At 63.2% G+C, this 17,414-nt stretch carries 12 protein-coding genes and 3 pseudogenes; 11 read left to right on the plus strand and 4 right to left on the minus strand.

Features of this window, described 5'->3' with window-relative positions; genetic code table 11:
• The first annotated feature begins 20 nt into the window (after positions 1 to 20).
• Entirely contained in the window at positions 21 to 1,211 is a 1,191-nt protein-coding gene (locus ACVWW1_RS09105; protein WP_456655558.1) for an aspartate kinase, read from the plus strand.
• Positions 1,212 to 1,957: 746 nt separating this feature from the next.
• Here the strand turns inward: ACVWW1_RS09105 and ACVWW1_RS09110 are convergent.
• From ACVWW1_RS09110 to ACVWW1_RS09125, 4 genes and pseudogenes are all read right to left on the minus strand, one after another.
• Positions 1,958 to 2,994: pseudogene (locus tag ACVWW1_RS09110) on the minus strand (ABC transporter permease).
• Positions 2,995 to 3,096: 102 nt separating this feature from the next.
• Entirely contained in the window at positions 3,097 to 4,599 is a 1,503-nt protein-coding gene (locus tag ACVWW1_RS09115) for a sugar ABC transporter ATP-binding protein (RefSeq protein ID WP_456655559.1), read from the minus strand.
• 9 nt (positions 4,600 to 4,608) lie between these two features.
• Complete coding sequence (locus ACVWW1_RS09120) at positions 4,609 to 5,643, minus strand: sugar ABC transporter substrate-binding protein (RefSeq protein ID WP_176531028.1); 1,035 nt, start codon at positions 5,641 to 5,643, stop codon at positions 4,609 to 4,611.
• Positions 5,644 to 5,731: 88 nt separating this feature from the next.
• Positions 5,732 to 6,158: pseudogene (locus ACVWW1_RS09125) on the minus strand (globin).
• A gap of 209 nt (positions 6,159 to 6,367) precedes the next feature.
• Here ACVWW1_RS09125 and ACVWW1_RS09130 point away from each other — a divergent pair.
• The 10 genes and pseudogenes from ACVWW1_RS09130 (at position 6,368) to ACVWW1_RS09175 (ending at position 17,405) form a co-directional block, all read left to right on the plus strand.
• Positions 6,368 to 6,988 (plus strand): DUF2946 domain-containing protein, encoded by a 621-nt coding sequence (locus tag ACVWW1_RS09130; protein WP_456655560.1) that lies wholly within the window; start codon positions 6,368 to 6,370, stop codon positions 6,986 to 6,988.
• Positions 6,989 to 7,072: 84 nt separating this feature from the next.
• Positions 7,073 to 9,452 (plus strand): annotated as a pseudogene (locus ACVWW1_RS09135) (TonB-dependent receptor family protein).
• An 11-nt stretch (positions 9,453 to 9,463) separates the two neighbouring features.
• Complete coding sequence (locus tag ACVWW1_RS09140; RefSeq protein ID WP_456655561.1) at positions 9,464 to 10,690, plus strand: sialidase family protein; 1,227 nt, start codon at positions 9,464 to 9,466, stop codon at positions 10,688 to 10,690.
• On the plus strand, positions 10,687 to 11,184 hold the full coding sequence (locus ACVWW1_RS09145) for a TlpA family protein disulfide reductase (RefSeq protein WP_456655562.1): 498 nt from the start codon (positions 10,687 to 10,689) through the stop codon (positions 11,182 to 11,184). Before ACVWW1_RS09140 ends, ACVWW1_RS09145 begins: the two co-directional genes overlap by 4 nt.
• A 35-nt stretch (positions 11,185 to 11,219) precedes the next feature.
• On the plus strand, positions 11,220 to 11,744 hold the full coding sequence (locus tag ACVWW1_RS09150; protein ID WP_456655563.1) for a copper chaperone PCu(A)C: 525 nt from the start codon (positions 11,220 to 11,222) through the stop codon (positions 11,742 to 11,744).
• Positions 11,745 to 11,751: 7 nt separating this feature from the next.
• Positions 11,752 to 12,279, plus strand: a complete 528-nt coding sequence (locus tag ACVWW1_RS09155; protein ID WP_456655564.1) for a YcnI family copper-binding membrane protein — start codon at positions 11,752 to 11,754, stop codon at positions 12,277 to 12,279.
• A 3-nt stretch (positions 12,280 to 12,282) separates the two neighbouring features.
• On the plus strand, positions 12,283 to 13,860 hold the full coding sequence (locus tag ACVWW1_RS09160) for a copper resistance CopC/CopD family protein (RefSeq protein ID WP_456655565.1): 1,578 nt from the start codon (positions 12,283 to 12,285) through the stop codon (positions 13,858 to 13,860).
• Positions 13,861 to 14,024: 164 nt separating this feature from the next.
• Positions 14,025 to 15,344, plus strand: a complete 1,320-nt coding sequence (proS, locus tag ACVWW1_RS09165; RefSeq protein ID WP_176531034.1) for a proline--tRNA ligase — start codon at positions 14,025 to 14,027, stop codon at positions 15,342 to 15,344.
• 72 nt (positions 15,345 to 15,416) lie between these two features.
• The gene (locus ACVWW1_RS09170) at positions 15,417 to 16,697 is read left to right on the plus strand and encodes a lipoprotein-releasing ABC transporter permease subunit (protein ID WP_092114619.1); all 1,281 of its coding nucleotides are present in this window, start codon (positions 15,417 to 15,419) and stop codon (positions 16,695 to 16,697) included.
• A gap of 9 nt (positions 16,698 to 16,706) precedes the next feature.
• Entirely contained in the window at positions 16,707 to 17,405 is a 699-nt protein-coding gene (locus ACVWW1_RS09175) for an ABC transporter ATP-binding protein (RefSeq protein WP_456655566.1), read from the plus strand.
• Positions 17,406 to 17,414: the final 9 nt, after the last annotated feature.

Below are 17,414 nucleotides of genomic sequence, written 5' to 3' on the forward strand. Positions count from 1 at the left end.
TCAACACGACGCAGGCAAGAATGCCTAGCAATCCCATCATTGTGCAAAAATACGGCGGCGCCTGTCTCGAAACGCCGGCAAAAATCCGCGCAGTCGCGAGCAGCGTCGCCGACTTGCATGGCCGTGGCCATCGTGTCGTGGCGATCGTTTCAGCGATGGGCAAGACCACCGACGAACTCGTCAGGATGGCCTATCAGATCAGCCCGTATCCCAATCGCCGCGAACTCGATATGTTATTGACCACCGGCGAGCGCATCAGCATGTCCTTGATGAGCATGGCGCTGTCTGATCTCGGCGTGTCGGCGATCAGCTTTACCGGCAGTCAGGCCGGTGTGATGACCGACGGATCCCATTCATCCGCACGCATCTTGGATGTGCGGCCCATTCGGGTGCGCGAAGAGCTCGATCGCGGACGCATCGTGGTCTTGGCGGGCTTCCAGGGCGTGGATCCGCTGACCAAGGAAATCACGACGCTTGGCCGGGGTGGCAGCGATACCACTGCGGTCGCCATGGCTGCGGCGCTCAAGGCGGAGTGCTGCGAGATTATCAAGGAAGTCGACGGAGTGTGCTCGGCTGATCCTCGCATCGTCGCGGATGCAAAACCCTTGCGCCAGCTGGATTTCGCATCCCTATCCGAAATGTGTTTCTGGGGCGCAAAAGTCCTGCATTTCCGCAGCGTGGAGCTGGCCCACAGCCAAAACGTACCTCTGGTCTTGAGAAAGTGGGGCGGTGCTCGACACAGCACGCAGGTGATGAAGGAGGTCGCGGATATGGAGAACGGAAAAGTCCTGGCCGTCAACTCAATGGCTCGCATTGAGCACGTGGAGATCGATTCGGCGAACCTCAATCAAGGCTTTGAGAAGTTCGCGCAGCATCTCCAGCAAAATGGCTTGCCTTGGCCGCAACTCCTCGCCTCGGCTTTCACCGACAAAACCCGCATCATGATGACTTGCGATCCGGAGACACTCGACGCGTTGCTGCGCACACTGGACGGGAGCAAAGACCTCCGCAAGCAGCGCGAGACTCTGAGTTCGGTGAGCCTCACTTGCTTCGGCGGCATTTCTCCAAACCTGCCATACAAGGCGGTTCAGACTCTGCAACATCACGGGGTCATCGCCGACAAGTATGTCCTGTCGTCGCATTCGGTAAGTTTCTTTGTTCCGGTGGAAAGCCGTGAGGCTGCGGTCAGGGCTTTGCATTCGCTGATCTAGCACTGCGAATTCGCGATGGAACGGATGAATGATCGTGCACACGGTGTCGGCGCGATTTGCGATCGCCGCGCCCATGCCACTGATTTGCCCGACGGCGCAAGCCCTTCGCGCAAAGATATTTCGTTTTATCCGAAGCGCAACTCGGCGTATGGTTTGTGCGTCTCACCCGATCGAGGGGCGCTTCGCGGTCGTCACGAACGCGGTGTGAGATGCGGTGGACGCGGATTGCGCAACTGACGAGTGCGCATGATGTGAGCGGCGAAGTCGTGTGGTCCTGACGCCCGAGCGGCCGGTGTCTTTTCGAATTGCGCGATGCGCGCTGCGAAGACGGTGACAAAAAGGCCCAGTCTCGCCGGGGAGAGCACGTATGAGCCGTAACCCATCGCGCAGGGAAAGCCGGATTGCTCCGGTTACACCTGTGGTCCTACCCCCGAGCTTTTCTACCCATTGCTCGGGGCCCACGGGTGCGATCGGCACCCGGCTTTCCCTGCGCCCTCTGTTCGAGGAGAGGGCGGAACGAAGAGCAAAGCTCGGGCAGATCATGTCGCGAGAACGCGGATGTGTGATTTACCAGCGCGCCACATATTCGCTGTCGTCCCGGCGAAGGCCGGGATCCATTACCACAAATGCGAATTGTTGCGTGACGCTGGGGCCACGGCTTGTTTCCAACAACACAACCCTGCGGGTATGGGTCCCGGCCTTCGCCGGGACGACGAGAGGAGGGAGCTATTTGCTCGGCTCAATCATCACTCCGCCGCCTGCTCCCGCAGCCGCTGCGCGTAGACGTTGATGATCAGCGCTGCGAGCAGGATCAGACCGCGGATCAATATCTTCAGGAAGCTGTCGATGTTGACGTGGTCGAGGCCGTTGTTGAGCACGCCGAGCACGAACAGGCCGACGATGGTGTTGCCGATGCCGCCGCGGCCGCCGAACAGGCTGGTGCCGCCGACCACGACCGCCGCGATGGAGTCGAGCAGGTACGTGTCGAACTCGTTCTGTTGCGCGCTGCCGAAATGCGCGACCCCGAGCATGCCGCCGATTCCGGAGCACACCGCCGAGATCACCATCACGCTGCCGAGGATGAGCTTGACGTTGAGGCCGGCGAATTCCGCGGCCTCGCGGTTGCCGCCGACCATGTAGACGTAGCGGCCGAACCGCGTGTAGGTCAGCACCAGATGGCCGCCGAGCAGCATCACGGCGGCGACGATCACGATCCAGGGGATGCGGCCGATCGAGCCCGAGCCGAGCGTCGTGATCAGCGGCGGCACCTTGTAGGCGATCTGGCCGCGCACCAGCAGCGCCGAGACGCCGGCCGCGATCTGCATCATGGCCAGCGTCATGATGAAGGAGGGGATGCCGATCATGGTCAGGCCCAGCGCGTTGACGAGGCCAAGCACCGCGCACAGCGCCAGCGCCAGCAGGATCGCGACAAAGCCCGGCATCGGGACATTGGCGATGTTGACGTAGGACTCCTGCAGCGTGAAGTAGGCCACCGCAATGCCGGTGACGTTGGCGATGCTGGCGATCGACAGGTCGATCTCGGCGCACAGGATCACGAAGGTGAGGCCGACAGCGATGATGCCGGTGACCGACACCTGCGTCAGGATATTGCCGAGATTGTCGATGGTCGCAAACGACGGGCTGTGGCGATCGCGAAGAAGCCGCTGAGAAAGATCAGCGTCAAGAACGGCGCGATGTTGCGCATCTGCGAGCGCAGGAACGGCGCCAGCCCGCGCGGCCGCTTGTGATCGGCCGGGCTCGTCGCGCTGTCACTGCTCGCCATAACACTTCTCCATTGGGCGCGCTGAGTTGGTCATCGCGCCCCGTCTATTTTCTTGAGCATGACCTTGTCGGAAAACCGCTTCGCACTTTTCCGGATCATGCTCTAAGCGGCTTCCAGCAGCCGATCCTTGCTGACCGCTTCGCCGGCGAATTCGCGTACCACCGCGCCGCGCTTCAGCACCAGGATCCGGTCGGCCAGCGACAGCACCGTCTCCGGCTCGGTCGACAGCACGATGATCGCAAGGCCCTTGGCGCGGAGGTCGCGCACGATGTTGATCACGTCGTTCTTGGCGCCGACATCCATGCCGCGGGTCGGCTCGCACAGCACCAGAAGGCGCGGCGGGTAGGTCAGCCATTTCGCCAGCGCCACCTTCTGCTGGTTGCCGCCGGAGAGCATGCCGAGATCGAGGCCGACCACCGGCGGCCTGATCTGCAACTGCTCGACCTGGCGCTGGGCGATCGCGCGCTCGCGCACCGGCTTGAGCAGCAGCGCCGCGATCCGCTCGAGGATGCTGATCGAGATGTTCTTGTAGACCGGCTCCTGGTGGAACAGCATGGCGCGGCGGCTCTCCGGCACCAGCGCGACGCCGGCCCGCCGCGCCGCGGCGGTGCTGCGGAAGGTTTTCGCGGCGCCATCGACGACAAGCGTTCCGCTGTCCGGCCTGAGCTTGCCGAACAGGATGCGCGACAGCTCCAGTTGGCCGCAGCCCATGAAGCCGTAGATGCCGAGCACTTCGCCGGCCCGGGCCTCGAACGAGACCTCCTGCAGGCTGCGGCGGAGCGAAAGCTGATCGACCTTCAGCACCACCGGGCCGGCGCTCGATCGGGGGAGCATGAGGTCGTCGGTGTAGCTGTGCTCCAGCGCCTCGCCGCCACGGCCGATCATGGCTTCGATCAGCGCGCCCTTGGTGGTGTCCGCGGATGCGGTCTCGGCGATCTTCCGCCCGTTGCGGAACACGGTCACGACGTCGGAGACCCGCAGGATGTCCTCGATGAAATGCGAGATGAAGACGATGCTGGTGCCTTCGTCCCGGAGCCTGTGCAGCGTCGTGAACAGACGTTCGACCTCGGGCGGGGAGAGGGCGGAGGTCGGCTCGTCGAGGATGATGATGCGCGCGCCGGAGAACAGCACGCGGGCGATCTCGATCAGCTGCTGCAGGCCGATCGGCAGGTCGCCGAGCCGCGTCATCGGATCGACGTCGATGCCAAACCGCGAGAGCTGCTCGCCGGCCTCGCGCGCCATCCGCCGCCATTGCACGACGCCGAGGCGGTTGGTCGGCTGGTTGCCGAGGAAGACGTTCTCGGCGACGGTGAGATCTGGCGCGACGCTGAGCTCCTGATGCACCATGCCGATACCAGCGGCGTGGGCGTCGCGGGTGGAGCGGAAGCGGGTTTCCTTGCCGTCGAGCACGAAGCGGCCGGAGAACTCCGGGTGCACGCCGGCGATGATCTTCATCAGCGTGCTTTTTCCGGCGCCGTTCTCGCCGACGAGACCATGAATCTCGCCGGTGTACAGCGCGAAGTCGACCCCACGAAGGGCTTCGACACCGCCGAAGGCCTTCGTGATCTGGTTCAACTCGAGGATCGGGGAGCGTCCCTGCGACATGGAGACCGCTCAGATCAGGAAGTGATCCTCCATCCATTGCATGCCGGCGGCGTTGGCCTTGGTCACGACGGGACCATCGGTCACGACGTGCTTCGGAATGCCCTGGCCGCTCTTCTCGCCGCCGACCACGGCCGCGACGCCCGCGACGATCGCGCCGCCATGAATGCGGCAGGACGGATTGCGGACGGTTGCGAACATGCGGCCTTCGCTGACCGCCTGGATCGCCGGCGGCATGGCGTCGACGCCGCCGATCAGGATGTTGGTGCGGTTGTGCGCCTTCATGATGTTGGCGGCGGCAAGCGCCATGTCGTCATTGTGGAAGAACGCCGCGTCGATCTGCGGATACTTCGTCAGATAGGTTTCCCAAAGCCGGGCGGTCTTGGAGACGTCCCAGTCGGCGGGCTGGGTATCCAGCACCTCGATGTTCGGGAACTGCTTGACGACGGAGTTGAAGCCCTTGGCGCGGCCCTGCGCGCCGGTGTGGCCGAGCGCGCCCTGGGTCATGATGACCTTGCCCTTGCCGCCGATCGCGTTGCACAGCGCCTGCGTCACCGAGGCGCCCATGAACTCGTTATCGGGGGCGAGGAACGAATGGACGTTGATCTGGTCGAGTGGCGCGATCAGCGTGTCCATGTCGATCACGGGGGTGCCGGCGTCGATCATCTTCTGCACCGGCTGGGTCAGCGTGCCGATGCCGAACGCCTGGATCGCGACGAAGTCCCATTTCTGCGAGGCCATGTTGTCGATCGCGGCACGCTGCTTGACGGCATCGAGCTGGCCGTCGAACCAGGTCACCTCGACGTTGAACAGCTTGCCCCAGAATTCGGCGGCCTGCTTGCCCTGCGCGCACCACGTCGCCTGCAGTCCGGCGTTGGAGAACGCGGCCTTCAGCGGCTTTTCCGAACGTCCCGTTTCGGCTGCGAGCGCGGACGTCACGCCCATTCCACCGAACAGGCCGGCCGCAGCTCCACCTGCCGCCGCCAATTGCAAAAGGTCGCGCCGAGTCGTCGACGCCTTGTCCATCCCCTTGTCGGTCCCTGGCATTGTTTGCTCCCTCTTCGTTTTTCTGCCCGTCGGCGTCAGTTGCACGCGCCGCGGATAAAGGGAGTGTGTCACAATCGGAACGGTGACGCTACGCCTTCGCGTCCATGAGATGTTTCTGTTGCAGCACGATGGCCTCGATGTCGCGAAGCAGCTTGTGCCACGCAGCATCGATCTCGTCAGACCATTGCTCACCGAGAATGTCGCGCAAGCGGGTCCGCGATCACGGCAAAGAATGCGACGAACAATTCGCGCGGCGTCCCGTAGGCATCATGCGAGAACACCTCGGATTCGATCAGGCGAAAATGTCCGCGGCGCTCGCCCGCGAAATCGAGGATGGCTTCGATCGTCAACGCCAGCATCGAGCCTTTCACCGGCTCGCTGCCTTCGGTGCGAAACATCGCCTGCGCCTCGGGATGTTCGCGAAACAAGCGCTGGTACACCAACGGCGTCAGATCATCGCAAGCCGCTGCTCCGAGTTCAAAACTGCGTTCGATTGGATTCGATGATGGAGTCATAGCGCTTTGCGATCATCACATAAAAAAAGAGCAGGGCTCCAAGCCCTGCTCCAAAAATTGTGTCGACCCTATTTGCCCCAAAAATTCGGTTTGATCTTGATTGATGGGGTGACGCTGCTTGTGCGCGTCGGGCTCCTCCCGAGACTTGGACCACCAGGACACACCTCGCGGCTGGCCTGAGCCCGAATTGGTAGACTATCTTTCCAGCCTTGTCATCATTTTCGGCAACGATTGTTCAAATTTCGAGCAATTTGCGAAATGATTGGGATGGTGCCACCGGCGGTTGCGAAAGTGAGCCGAAAACACGTGACGGGGTAAGGGGATACAAAGGCCTGTGGAGCGGCCGCGACGCAAGTGTCACGCCCGGCAATTTCCGTCAGCCGGAAGAAACGAGGGATGTCGATGATCTCGACTTCCGACGGCTGTGGTGGTTAGTTCCGTCCCGGATGGGTTTTGCGATGCGCCGGCGGCTGAAGATTTTTCTGCCCATAGTCCTGGTTGCCCTGCTGGTGCAGATTTTCGCACCGATCGGGGCCTGCTGGGCGACGAGCCTTGCCGCGTCTGACCCGCTCGCGGCCGCCACCATCTGCCATGGCAATGCCGGCTCCGGGGGCGGGCAGGGTGACCAGACCGGTCATGATGCCCATGACGGCTGTTGCTCCGCATGCAGCGTGCTGCAGACCGGTGCACCCGTTGATCATCCGGAGATTACGGCTCACGCCGTCGAGCGGCCTTCAACCCGCATCGCCTGGCTTGATTTCGCGGGCGAATTCGATCGTTCGCCGGCGCGCCACTCCGCGCAAGCCCGCGCGCCGCCGGTTTTTTCCTGACGACGTTCTCGCTGCCGATGCGCGTCGCGCGTCGGCGAGTGCCTTAGAGCAAGCCGGCCGTAGAGCCGGTGTCAGGATTCATCCATGTTTCGATTTCATCCGCGGGCCGGAGCCAGTGCGCTCACGCTGGGCGTCGGGCTTTCCATGCTTATAAACTGGGCAGAGGCGCAGACGACGCTGCCGTCCGTCACGGTCGATGCGCCGCAGGCCGCGCGAGCGAAACCGGCAAGATCCAAGCCGAAGACGCGCGCGGTTGCCGCCCGGCGGCCCGCAAGGCCGCTGGCGCCCCTGGCCGTGGCAGCGGCTGGGCGCGCGCAGCGCGTTACCCCCAGCGCGGCGCGGGACAGCCTGAATCAGGGGCCCGCCGGTCAGACGCAAACCACCGTCGACCGCAGCCAGTTCGACAATCGGCCGTCCTTCTCGGTGGCGGACGTGTTGCGGGACAGTCCGGGTATCTCGGTCAAGCAGGGCAACGGCCCGCGCGATTTCGGCATCTCGATCCGCGGGTCGAACGCCCGCAATGGCTTCGGCATCCGGAATCTCGTGATCTTCGAAGACGGTTTTCCGGTCACCCAGCCGGACGGCCTGTCCCGCAGCGACCTGATCGATCCCCACGCCTATGGCGCGATCGACGTGGTCCGCGGCCCGTCATCGGCGCTCTACGGCAACTATGCGACCGGCGGCGCGCTGAATTTCCGGACCCGGCCGGGCGGCACGATCGACGGCGTCGAATACGGCGTCGACGGAGGCAGCTTCGGCTATCTCAACAACTATCTGGCCGCGGGCAAGAAGGTCGCCAATTTCGAAGGCTCGCTGTTCGCCAGCGACGCGCGCGGCGACGGATATCTCGGCAACAGCTGGTTCAACACCCAGACGGTCAATTTCCTCGGCACCCTGCAGGTGACGCCGGACGACCGTTTCACGTTCAAGCTGATCAACAACGATTTGACGGCGCGCCTGCCGATCCGCTCGTCGCTCAATCAGTTCAACCAGAACCCGTTCCAGCAGGGCTGCACCACCGGCGCTACGGCCGCGGCGGGATGCGGAACCGTCTCTCTGTTCAACAACGGCTTCAACGGAACCAAATCCACCGAGACTGCGGTTCAAGCTGGTCTCGGCCGAGACGACCGCCGGACGATCGTTGGGGGCCGCTGGGAACACGATTTCGACAACACGACTACGTGGCGCAACCAATTCGTCTTCGACGACAGGAACATCAATCAGCCGACGGGATCGACTAGCGCGCTGGGTGACTATCCTTCGTACAACTTCATGAGCGATTTGACCAAGCGCGGCGAATTGTTCGGAATGGATTCGACCACGATGGTCGGGGGTTGGTACAACACCCTCACGACGACCGGTACGACCTGGAACGTTGCGCCCGGGGGGAATGCGACACTCGGACTGCCACAGAGCAGTCTGTATCAATCCACAACCAATTATGGCGTCCGGGCGCGGGAAGAAATCAAGCTGATTCCGTCGGTGACGGCGATCGCTGGGGTCAGCTGGGAAACAACCACGCTAAACGGTGTCAACACTGCGCTGTCCTATCCGGTCATCAACAATCCCGCAATCGTGGGAGCGACCGTGACGCAAGCGGCGCCTGTGTTCACCAACAACGCGCCGGAGTTCGCGCTCGTCTACAAGCCGGACAACGAATGGCAGCTACGTGCTCGCGTAGCGACCGGCTACGGTACGCCGCAGGTCAGCAATCTGTTCGTTCTGCCGAGTGGGTTATCGGGCAACAACACGTCGCTCAAAACCCAGACCAACCTCGGCTACGACCTCGGCGCGGATTGGTCGCCCAACAAGAGCGTGAAGGTTAGCGCCACCGCCTTCTACGAATTCTTCAACAATGAACTTGTTTACTCAGGCGACGCCTGTGGCGGGATTTACATACACCTTTAACGCACCGCGCTCGGATCATCGCGGCGTTGAGCTCGCCGCTCAATGGGGATTTTATCAGGGGTGGCGGCTCACGGCGGCCTACACCTACCTGGACGAAGTATATACCGACTACACGGAAAGCATCAGCGGCTTCACATTCAATCGGGTCGGGAACAAGATTCCCGGCGTCTCGCCGAATGAGCTGACGACACGGCTTGGCTATGACCAGCCGTCAGGTCCGCTACAGGGGCTTGGCGGCTTCGTCGAAGTCCAGTGGAAGGATGGCTTCTACATGGACAACGCCAATCTGCTGCGGGCGCCGGGTTACGAGCTGGTCAATCTCAACGTTCACTACACGACGGATCTGATCTCCGACTATTTCAAGTCGCTGAATCTGTATCTCGAGGTGCGGAACGTGTTCGATCGAACCTACATTGCCTCGGCGAACAATATCGCGAACTCGGTGACGGCAGCGGGCGTTCAAAATCCTGCGAGCATACTGGCGAACACCACGGGCTCGATCTATGCCGGATCGCCGCGGGCGTTTGTCGCGGGCATGAAGATCGCGTTCAAATGAGGAGCGCATCGATGACGTTTCGCAAGACTGCGGCTCGGATCGTGCTGGCGACGATCCTGCTCGGGGCTTTGCCCGATTTCGCCTGCGCGCAGATGAGCCACCAGCATGCCTCGGAAGCGGCGTGCGAGGACACCGTCTTGCGTTGCGCGAGCAAGGTCACTCCGGCCTTCGCGCCGGACGGGACACTGTGGCTGACATGGATGGCCGGAGGTCAAATCTCCGTCGCGAGGTCGAAGGATCGGGGCAAGAGCTTTTCCGCGGCCGTGCAGGTGACCCGGGACTGGCTCAACCTTGATTGGGGCCCGGATGCGCGCCCGAAGCTTGCGATCGACGCCAAGGGAGACATCGCGCTGGCATTCTCGATCTTTCGCGATCAGGCCTTCAACGGCCAGGTGCTGACCACGCGGTCGACCGATGGCGGGCGCAGCTTTGATCCGCCGAAGCCGATCACCGCCAACAACGAGAGCCAGCGCTTCGAGGCGATCGGCTTCGATCCAGGCGGTGCCGTGTTCGCGGTCTGGCTCGACAAGCGCAATCGCGTGCCGGCGCAGCAGCGCGGCGAGAAGTATGACGGTGCCGGATTGTTCTTTGCTTCATCGAAGGACGGTGGCGCGTCCTACTCCGACGCGCAGCTTGTGGCCGACAATACCTGCGAGTGCTGCCGTCTCGCCCTGGCATTCGATGGTTCGGGCCATCCTGTCGTGGTGTTTCGAAACATCTTCGAAGGCGGTGTACGCGACCATGCGATCGTGACGTTCACCGATCTAGCCACGCCCGGCGAGGTGCATCGGGTGAGCCGCGACGACTGGCAGATCGCCGCATGTCCGCATCATGGTCCGAGCCTGACCATTTCGCGCGAGGGAACCTATCACGTGACGTGGTACACCAACGGCAAGGTGCGCAAGGGGTTGTTCTACGCGCGGTCACGCGACGGCGGCAAAACCTTCTCCGATCCGCTTCCGATTGGTCAGCCGAACAGGAGCCCATCACGGCCGCAGGTCATCGCAGGCCCGCAGGGGTTGGTGATGGCGTGGAAGGAGTTCGACGGCGAAAAGACATCGATCAACCTGATGACCTCGCGCGACGACGGAGCGAGCTGGTCGAAACCCGCTGTCATTGCCGACACCGCCGACAGCTCCGACCATCCGCTGCTGGTCTCGGACAGCCGGCAGACCTACCTGTCGTGGATGACGAAGGCCGACGGCTACCATTTTCAAGCGATCGAGGGCGAACCATGAAACGTCATTTGCTCGCTGCTCTTGTCCTGCTCGCAACGCTGCCGTCCGCACTGGCGGCAGGCGAGGGCGCGCCGAAGCCGCTCGAACGCGGCAGCTGGCAGAAGCTGCTACATGCGCACACCGGTCATCCGACCCTGGTGCACTTTTGGGGCGTGACCTGTGGACCATGCAAGTTCGAACTACCGCAGCTTGGCCAGTTCATGAAGGATCATCCCGATATCGACGTCGTTACGATCAGCGCGGATTTGGTTCCGAACCTTCCCGAGGCGACGCGATCGATGCTGGATCACGCCGGGCTCGCTTCCGCCGAGAACTGGATTTTTGGCGACGGCTTTGCCGAGCGATTGAGATTTGAGATCGATCCGGCGTGGCAAGGTGATATCCCGCGAACCATGCTGATTGCTCGTGACGGAACGATCACAACGATCGAAGGATCGGCCGAAATCGCCGATCTGAACAAATGGTCTGACGCCCAGGCCGCAGCAATCCGATAGCACGACCACTTCAACCTGATAAGGAATCCGCCGCCATGAAGACGCTCTCCCGTATCCTTGCTCTCGCAGCGCTGGCTGCAGTCATGTCCACCTCCGCACGCGCCGAGGACGTCAAGGCCGGCGACCTCGTGATCACGCAGGCGTGGACGCGCGCCACGCCGAACGGCGCCAAGATCGGCGGCGGCTATCTGACGATCGAGAACAAGGGGGCGACACCCGACCGGCTGATGTCGGGCTCCGGCGACGTCGCCGGCAAGATCGAAGTCCACGAAATGTCGATGGACAATGGCGTGATGAAGATGCGTGCCCTCGACAAGGGACTGACCATCGAGCCGGGCAAGACCGTGAAGCTCGCACCCGGGAGCTATCATCTGATGATGTTCGACCTGAAGAACCCGCTGAAGCAGGGCGACAAAGTGCCGGTCACGCTCGAATTCGAGAAGGCCGGCAAGGTCTCGGTCTCGCTGGACGTCCAGGCCGTCGGTGCGCAGGCGCCGGGTGGCGGCGATCACTCCGGCCATGGCGACCATTCCGGTCACATGGACATGAAGAAGATGTGAGGGAGCCATGCGATCAAACACGCTGCTCATTGCCACGGCGGCGCTGCTCGCAGCGTCGCCGGCGGTCGCTCATATCACGCTTGAGGGAAAGCAGGCGGCGGTCGGCTCGTATTACAAGGCTGTCTTTGCCGTGCCGCATGGCTGCGCGGGATCGGCGACGATCAAGATCCGCGTGCAGATTCCGGAAGGCGTGATCGGGGTCAAGCCGATGCCGAAGCCCGGCTGGACCCTTGATACGGTCACCGGCAAATATGCCGCCCAATACGACTATAACGGCGCCAAGCTCGCCGAGGGCGTGAAGGAAGTCGCCTGGAGCGGTGGCAAGCTCTCCGACCAGAACTACGACGAGTTCGTGATGCAGACGTTTCTCACCGATACGCTGAAGCCGAACACCACGTTGTATTTTCCCGTCGTGCAGGAATGCGAACAGGGCGTCAGCCGCTGGATCGATGTTCCGGCCGAGGGGCAGGGCGGCGGGCACGACCACGGCAGCAAGACGCCGGCGCCCGGCGTCAAGCTGCTGCCGAAGTCGTAAGCCGTGCGGGCGGTCGCAAGTCTTGTTGTAACAGGCCTGGTTGCGCTGCTGTTGGCGCTGTGCCTTGCGACCTCGGCCCATGCGCATGCCGTCCTGATCGCTGCCGAGCCGGCGGATGGTAGCGTGGTGACGGAGGCACCGAAGACAGTGGTGCTCCGCTTCAACGAAGCGGTGGCGCCGACCGCGGTCAGCCTGCTCGACGCTGCGGGCAAGCCGCGCGACGTCACGATCCGCGCCGTCGATCAATCCGTGATGGTGACCCTGCCGGCCGACTTGCCTCAGGGCACGCAGGTGGTCAGCTATCGCGTGGTGTCGCAGGACGGCCATCCGGTTGCGGGTTCGCTCTTGTTCTCGATCGGCGTCGTCACCGGCTCGGCGGCGCCGGTCGGCGATGGCGTGCTGCATGCGCTGATCTGGCTGGCACGGCTCGGGCTCTATCTCGGGCTGTTTGCCGGCGTCGGCGGTGTGTTCTTTGCCGCCTGGATCGGGCAGGGACCGGCCGGCGAACGGCTGATCATGTGGTCGCTGGCGATCGGCCTCATCGGCGCGATCGCCTCGCTCGGCTTGCAGGGCGTCGACCTGCTGAACCTGCCGATCACGGGCGTGCTGACATGGGCAGCGTGGGCCAGCGCGGCCGGCACCAGCCTGTTTCCCGCGCTGTTGCTAGCCATCGTCGCGATGTTGATCGCGGCGATCGCCTGGCGCAGTCCGTCGTTCAGCGCGGCCTGGATCCGCACCGCGGTCGCAATGATCTGTGTCGGGCTCTCGCTTTCGGTCAGCGGCCATGCCGCCACCGCCTCTCCGCAATGGCTGACGCGGACCGCGCTGTTCATCCATGGCGTCGGCCTCGCCTTCTGGATGGGGGCGCTCGCGCCGCTGGCGGTGCTGGCCTGGCAGCGCAAGGATTCGCTGCTGCGGGTGCTCGGGCGCTTTTCAATGCTCGCGGTGCCGGCGGTCGCGTTGATCGCCTTGTCCGGCCTGGCACTCGCCGTCGTTCAGCTCGAGAGCTTTGGCGCACTGATCGACACCGGATACGGCAACATCCTCCTGGCGAAACTTGTGTTGGTGTCGCTGTTGCTCACGCTCGCTGCGCTGAACCGGCTGGTGTTCACGCCGGCGATCGCGCGCGAATTTCACCGCACGCGGCCGCTGCAGCGCTCGATCGCGCTCGAGTTCGTGCTGATGATCGCGATCCTCGGTCTCGTCGCGCTCTGGCGCTTCACGCCGCCGCCGCGCGTGCTGGCAATGTCGGACGACGTTCCGCTCGCGGTGCACATCCACACCGATGCCGCGATGTTCCAGGTGCTGATCGCGCCGGGCAAGGTCGGGCAGAATGACTTCGTGCTGCAGCTGATGAACGGCGATGCGAGCCCGTTCGCGGCCAAGGAGGCGATGCTGACGCTGAGCCTGCCGGATCGCGGCATCGAGCCGTTGGAACGCAGTGCCGCGCTGGGTCCCGACGGCTATTGGCACGTGAAGAAGGTGCCGTTGCCGGTCCCGGGCCGCTGGCACATGCAGATCGACGCCCTGGTGACCGATTTCAGGAAAGTGACGCTGGAAGACGATTTCGAGGTCAGGTAAACGCACGATCAGCGCGCCGGGCACGCCGGAGGGACGCAAATCGGTCAAATGGCGGAAAATAGCCTGATTTGAAGGGCTTTTGTCATTTGGCGGCCTTGTGTTTTCACAGCCGATCCGGTTTCACTGCTGCGCTTCCCAGGCTTTCCTGATTCCCGAGTAACGCCATGCGATTGTCGCGGTTTTTCCTGCCCATCCTGAAAGAAAACCCGAAAGAGGCGGAGATCGTCTCGCATCGGCTGATGCTGCGCGCGGGCATGATGCGGCAGGAGGCGGCCGGCATCTATGCCTGGCTGCCGCTCGGCTTCCGGGTGCTGAAGAAGATCGAGCAGATCGTTCGCGAGGAGCAGGACCGCGCCGGTGCGCTCGAGCTCTTGATGCCGACGCTGCAGCTTGCCGATCTCTGGCGTGAAAGCGGCCGCTACGACGCCTATGGCCCCGAGATGCTGCGCATCCTCGATCGTCACAAGCGCGAGCTGTTGTACGGACCGACCAACGAGGAAATGATCACGGAGATCTTCCGCTCCTACGTCAAGTCCTACAAGAACCTGCCGCTCAACCTCTACCACATCCAGTGGAAGTTCCGCGACGAACAGCGTCCGCGCTTCGGCGTGATGCGCGGCCGCGAATTCCTGATGAAGGATGCCTATTCGTTCGACCTCGACGAGGCCGGCGCGCGGCGCTCCTACAACAAGATGTTCGTGGCTTATCTGCGCACCTTTGCGCGGATGGGCCTGAAGGCGATCCCGATGCGGGCCGAGACCGGCCCGATCGGCGGCGACCTCAGCCACGAATTCATCGTGCTGGCGGAGACCGGCGAGTCCGGCGTCTACATCAACCGCGATGTGCTCGACCTGCCGGTGCCGGGCGAGGACGTTGATTATGACGGTGATCTCACGCCGATCATCAAGCAGTGGACCTCGGTCTATGCGGCGACCGAGGACGTCCACGAGGCTGCGCGCTTCGAGCAGGAAGTGCCGGAAGCAAAGCGGCTCAACACCCGCGGCATCGAGGTCGGCCAGATCTTCTATTTCGGCACCAAATATTCCGACACCATGAAGGCGATGGTGGCGGGGCCCGACGGCGTCGACGTGCCGATCCATGGCGGCTCCTACGGTGTCGGCGTGTCGCGCCTGGTCGGTGCGATCATCGAAGCCTGTCACGATGACGCGGGCATCATGTGGCCCGAGGCGGTCGCGCCGTTCCGCGTCGCGATCCTCAACCTCAAGCAGGGGGATGCCGCGGTCGACGGTGCCTGCGAGCAGCTTTATCGCGAGCTCTCGGCGAAGGGCGTCGATGTGCTCTACGACGACACCGATCAGCGCGCCGGCGCCAAGTTCGCCGCGGCCGATCTGATCGGTATCCCCTGGCAGATTCTCGTTGGGCCCAAGGGGCTCGCGGAAGGCAAGGTCGAAGTGAAGCGCCGCAGCGACGGTTCACGCGAGAACATGAGCCCCGCGGACGTGGTCGCGAAGCTCGCGGGTTAAAGTTTATTCACGCCGTATCTATCGGCGGGGTAATCCGGCCACATTTGACCCGAATCATGGGATTATCGAGAGATGGATGAGACCATGAACGAGCCAGTCCGTACCCCGCCTTTTGCGCCATTCGAATGGCTGCTGTCCGGACGCTATCTGCGCGCGCGCCGCAAGGAAGGGTTCATTTCGGTCATCGCCGGCTTCTCGTTCCTCGGTATCATGCTCGGCGTTGCCACGCTGATCGTGGTGATGGCCGTCATGAACGGCTTCCGCAAGGAGCTGCTCGACAAGATCCTCGGCCTCAACGGCCACCTTCTGGTGCAGCCATTGGAATCGCCGCTGACCGACTGGAAAGACGTCGCCGACCGCATCAGCCAGGTGCAGGGCATCCGTCTGGCCGCGCCCGTTGTTGACGGACAGGGGCTCGGCTCGTCGCCGTTCAACGCGGCCGGCGTCTTCATCCGCGGCATTCGCGCCGACGATCTCAACAACCTCACCTCGATCGCCAAGAACATCAAGCAGGGCACGCTCGAAGGCTTCGACGAGGGGCAGGGGGTTGCGATCGGCCGCCGGCTTGCCGACCAACTCTCGCTGCATGCCGGTGACATGATCACGCTGGTTTCGCCGAAGGGCGCGGTGACGCCGATGGGCACGACGCCGCGCATCAAGCCCTACAAGATCACGGCGGTGTTCGAGATCGGCATGTCGGAATACGATTCGACCTTCGTGTTCATGCCGCTGGCCGAGGCGCAGGCCTATTTCAACCGCAACAACGACGTGTCCTCGATCGAGGTGTTCACCACCAATCCGGACAAGATCGACACCTACCGCAAGCTGGTGACGGAGGCGGCCGGCCGGCCGGTCTTCCTGGTCGACTGGCGGCAGCGCAACTCGACGTTCTTCAACGCGCTGCAGGTCGAACGCAACGTGATGTTCCTGATCCTGACCATGATCGTACTGGTCGCGGCGCTCAACATCGTCTCCGGGCTGATCATGCTGGTGAAGGACAAGGGCCAGGACATCGCGATCCTGCGCACCATGGGCGCCTCGCAGGGCTCGATCATGCGGATCTTCCTGATTACCGGCGCCTCGATCGGTGTGGTCGGAACGCTGACCGGCTTTGCGGTCGGCATGCTGATCTGCCTGAACATCGAATCGATCAGGCAGTTCCTGTCATGGCTCACCAACACCGAGCTGTTCTCGCCGGAACTGTATTTCCTCTCCAAGCTGCCGGCTGAGGTCGATTTCGGTGAGACGCTCGCCGTCGTGATCATGGCGCTGACGCTGTCCTTCCTTGCGACGCTCTACCCGTCGTGGCGCGCCGCGCGCCTCGATCCGGTCGAAGCGCTCCGGTACGAATAGGGAGCGCACATGGCAGAGGGGGCGGAAGACGTACCGGTCGTCTATCTTCATGATATCAGGCGGGAATACAGGCAGGGCGAAGCGACGCTGACGATCCTGAACGGCGCCAAGCTGGCGCTGTGGCCCGGTCAATCGGTGGCGCTGGTGGCGCCGTCGGGATCCGGCAAGTCGACGCTGCTGCACATCGCGGGCCTGCTGGAGAGTCCCGATGAGGGTGAGGTCTATGTCGCGGGCACGCCGACCTCGCAGATGTCCGACGTCGACCGCACGCAGATTCGCCGCTCCGATATCGGTTTCGTCTATCAGTCGCACCGGCTGCTGCCGGAGTTCTCGGCGCTCGAGAACGTCATGCTGCCGCAGATGATTCGTGGCCTCAAGCGCTCCGAAACCGTGAAACGCGCGACCGAGATCCTGGCCTATCTCGGGCTCGGCGACCGCATCACCCATCGTCCCGCGGAGCTCTCGGGCGGCGAACAGCAGCGTGTGGCGATCGCGCGCGCGGTTGCCAACGCACCGCGGGTGCTGTTTGCGGACGAGCCGACCGGGAATCTGGATCCGGGGACGGCCGATCACGTCTTCAACGCGCTGATGCAGCTCGTGAAGGCGACCCGAGTCGCGATGCTGATCGCGACCCACAACATGGATCTCGCCGCACGGATGGATCGCCGGGTGTCGCTGTCGAATGGGCAGGTCGTCGAGCTCGAGTAGCGTTTCGCG

It is taken from the genome of Bradyrhizobium sp. JR3.5 (assembly GCF_054057015.1).

Coding starts and splice junctions, on each gene's coding strand:
- ACVWW1_RS09105 (WP_456655558.1), top strand. CDS start 21: ATGCCTAGCAATCCCATCATTGTGCAAAAATACGGCGGCGCCTGTCTC.
- ACVWW1_RS09115 (WP_456655559.1), bottom strand. CDS start 4,599: ATGTCGCAGGGACGCTCCCCGATCCTCGAGTTGAACCAGATCACGAAG.
- ACVWW1_RS09120 (WP_176531028.1), bottom strand. CDS start 5,643: ATGCCAGGGACCGACAAGGGGATGGACAAGGCGTCGACGACTCGGCGC.
- ACVWW1_RS09140 (WP_456655561.1), top strand. CDS start 9,464: ATGACGTTTCGCAAGACTGCGGCTCGGATCGTGCTGGCGACGATCCTG.
- ACVWW1_RS09145 (WP_456655562.1), top strand. CDS start 10,687: ATGAAACGTCATTTGCTCGCTGCTCTTGTCCTGCTCGCAACGCTGCCG.
- ACVWW1_RS09150 (WP_456655563.1), top strand. CDS start 11,220: ATGAAGACGCTCTCCCGTATCCTTGCTCTCGCAGCGCTGGCTGCAGTC.
- ACVWW1_RS09155 (WP_456655564.1), top strand. CDS start 11,752: ATGCGATCAAACACGCTGCTCATTGCCACGGCGGCGCTGCTCGCAGCG.
- proS (WP_176531034.1), top strand. CDS start 14,025: ATGCGATTGTCGCGGTTTTTCCTGCCCATCCTGAAAGAAAACCCGAAA.
- ACVWW1_RS09170 (WP_092114619.1), top strand. CDS start 15,417: ATGGATGAGACCATGAACGAGCCAGTCCGTACCCCGCCTTTTGCGCCA.
- ACVWW1_RS09175 (WP_456655566.1), top strand. CDS start 16,707: ATGGCAGAGGGGGCGGAAGACGTACCGGTCGTCTATCTTCATGATATC.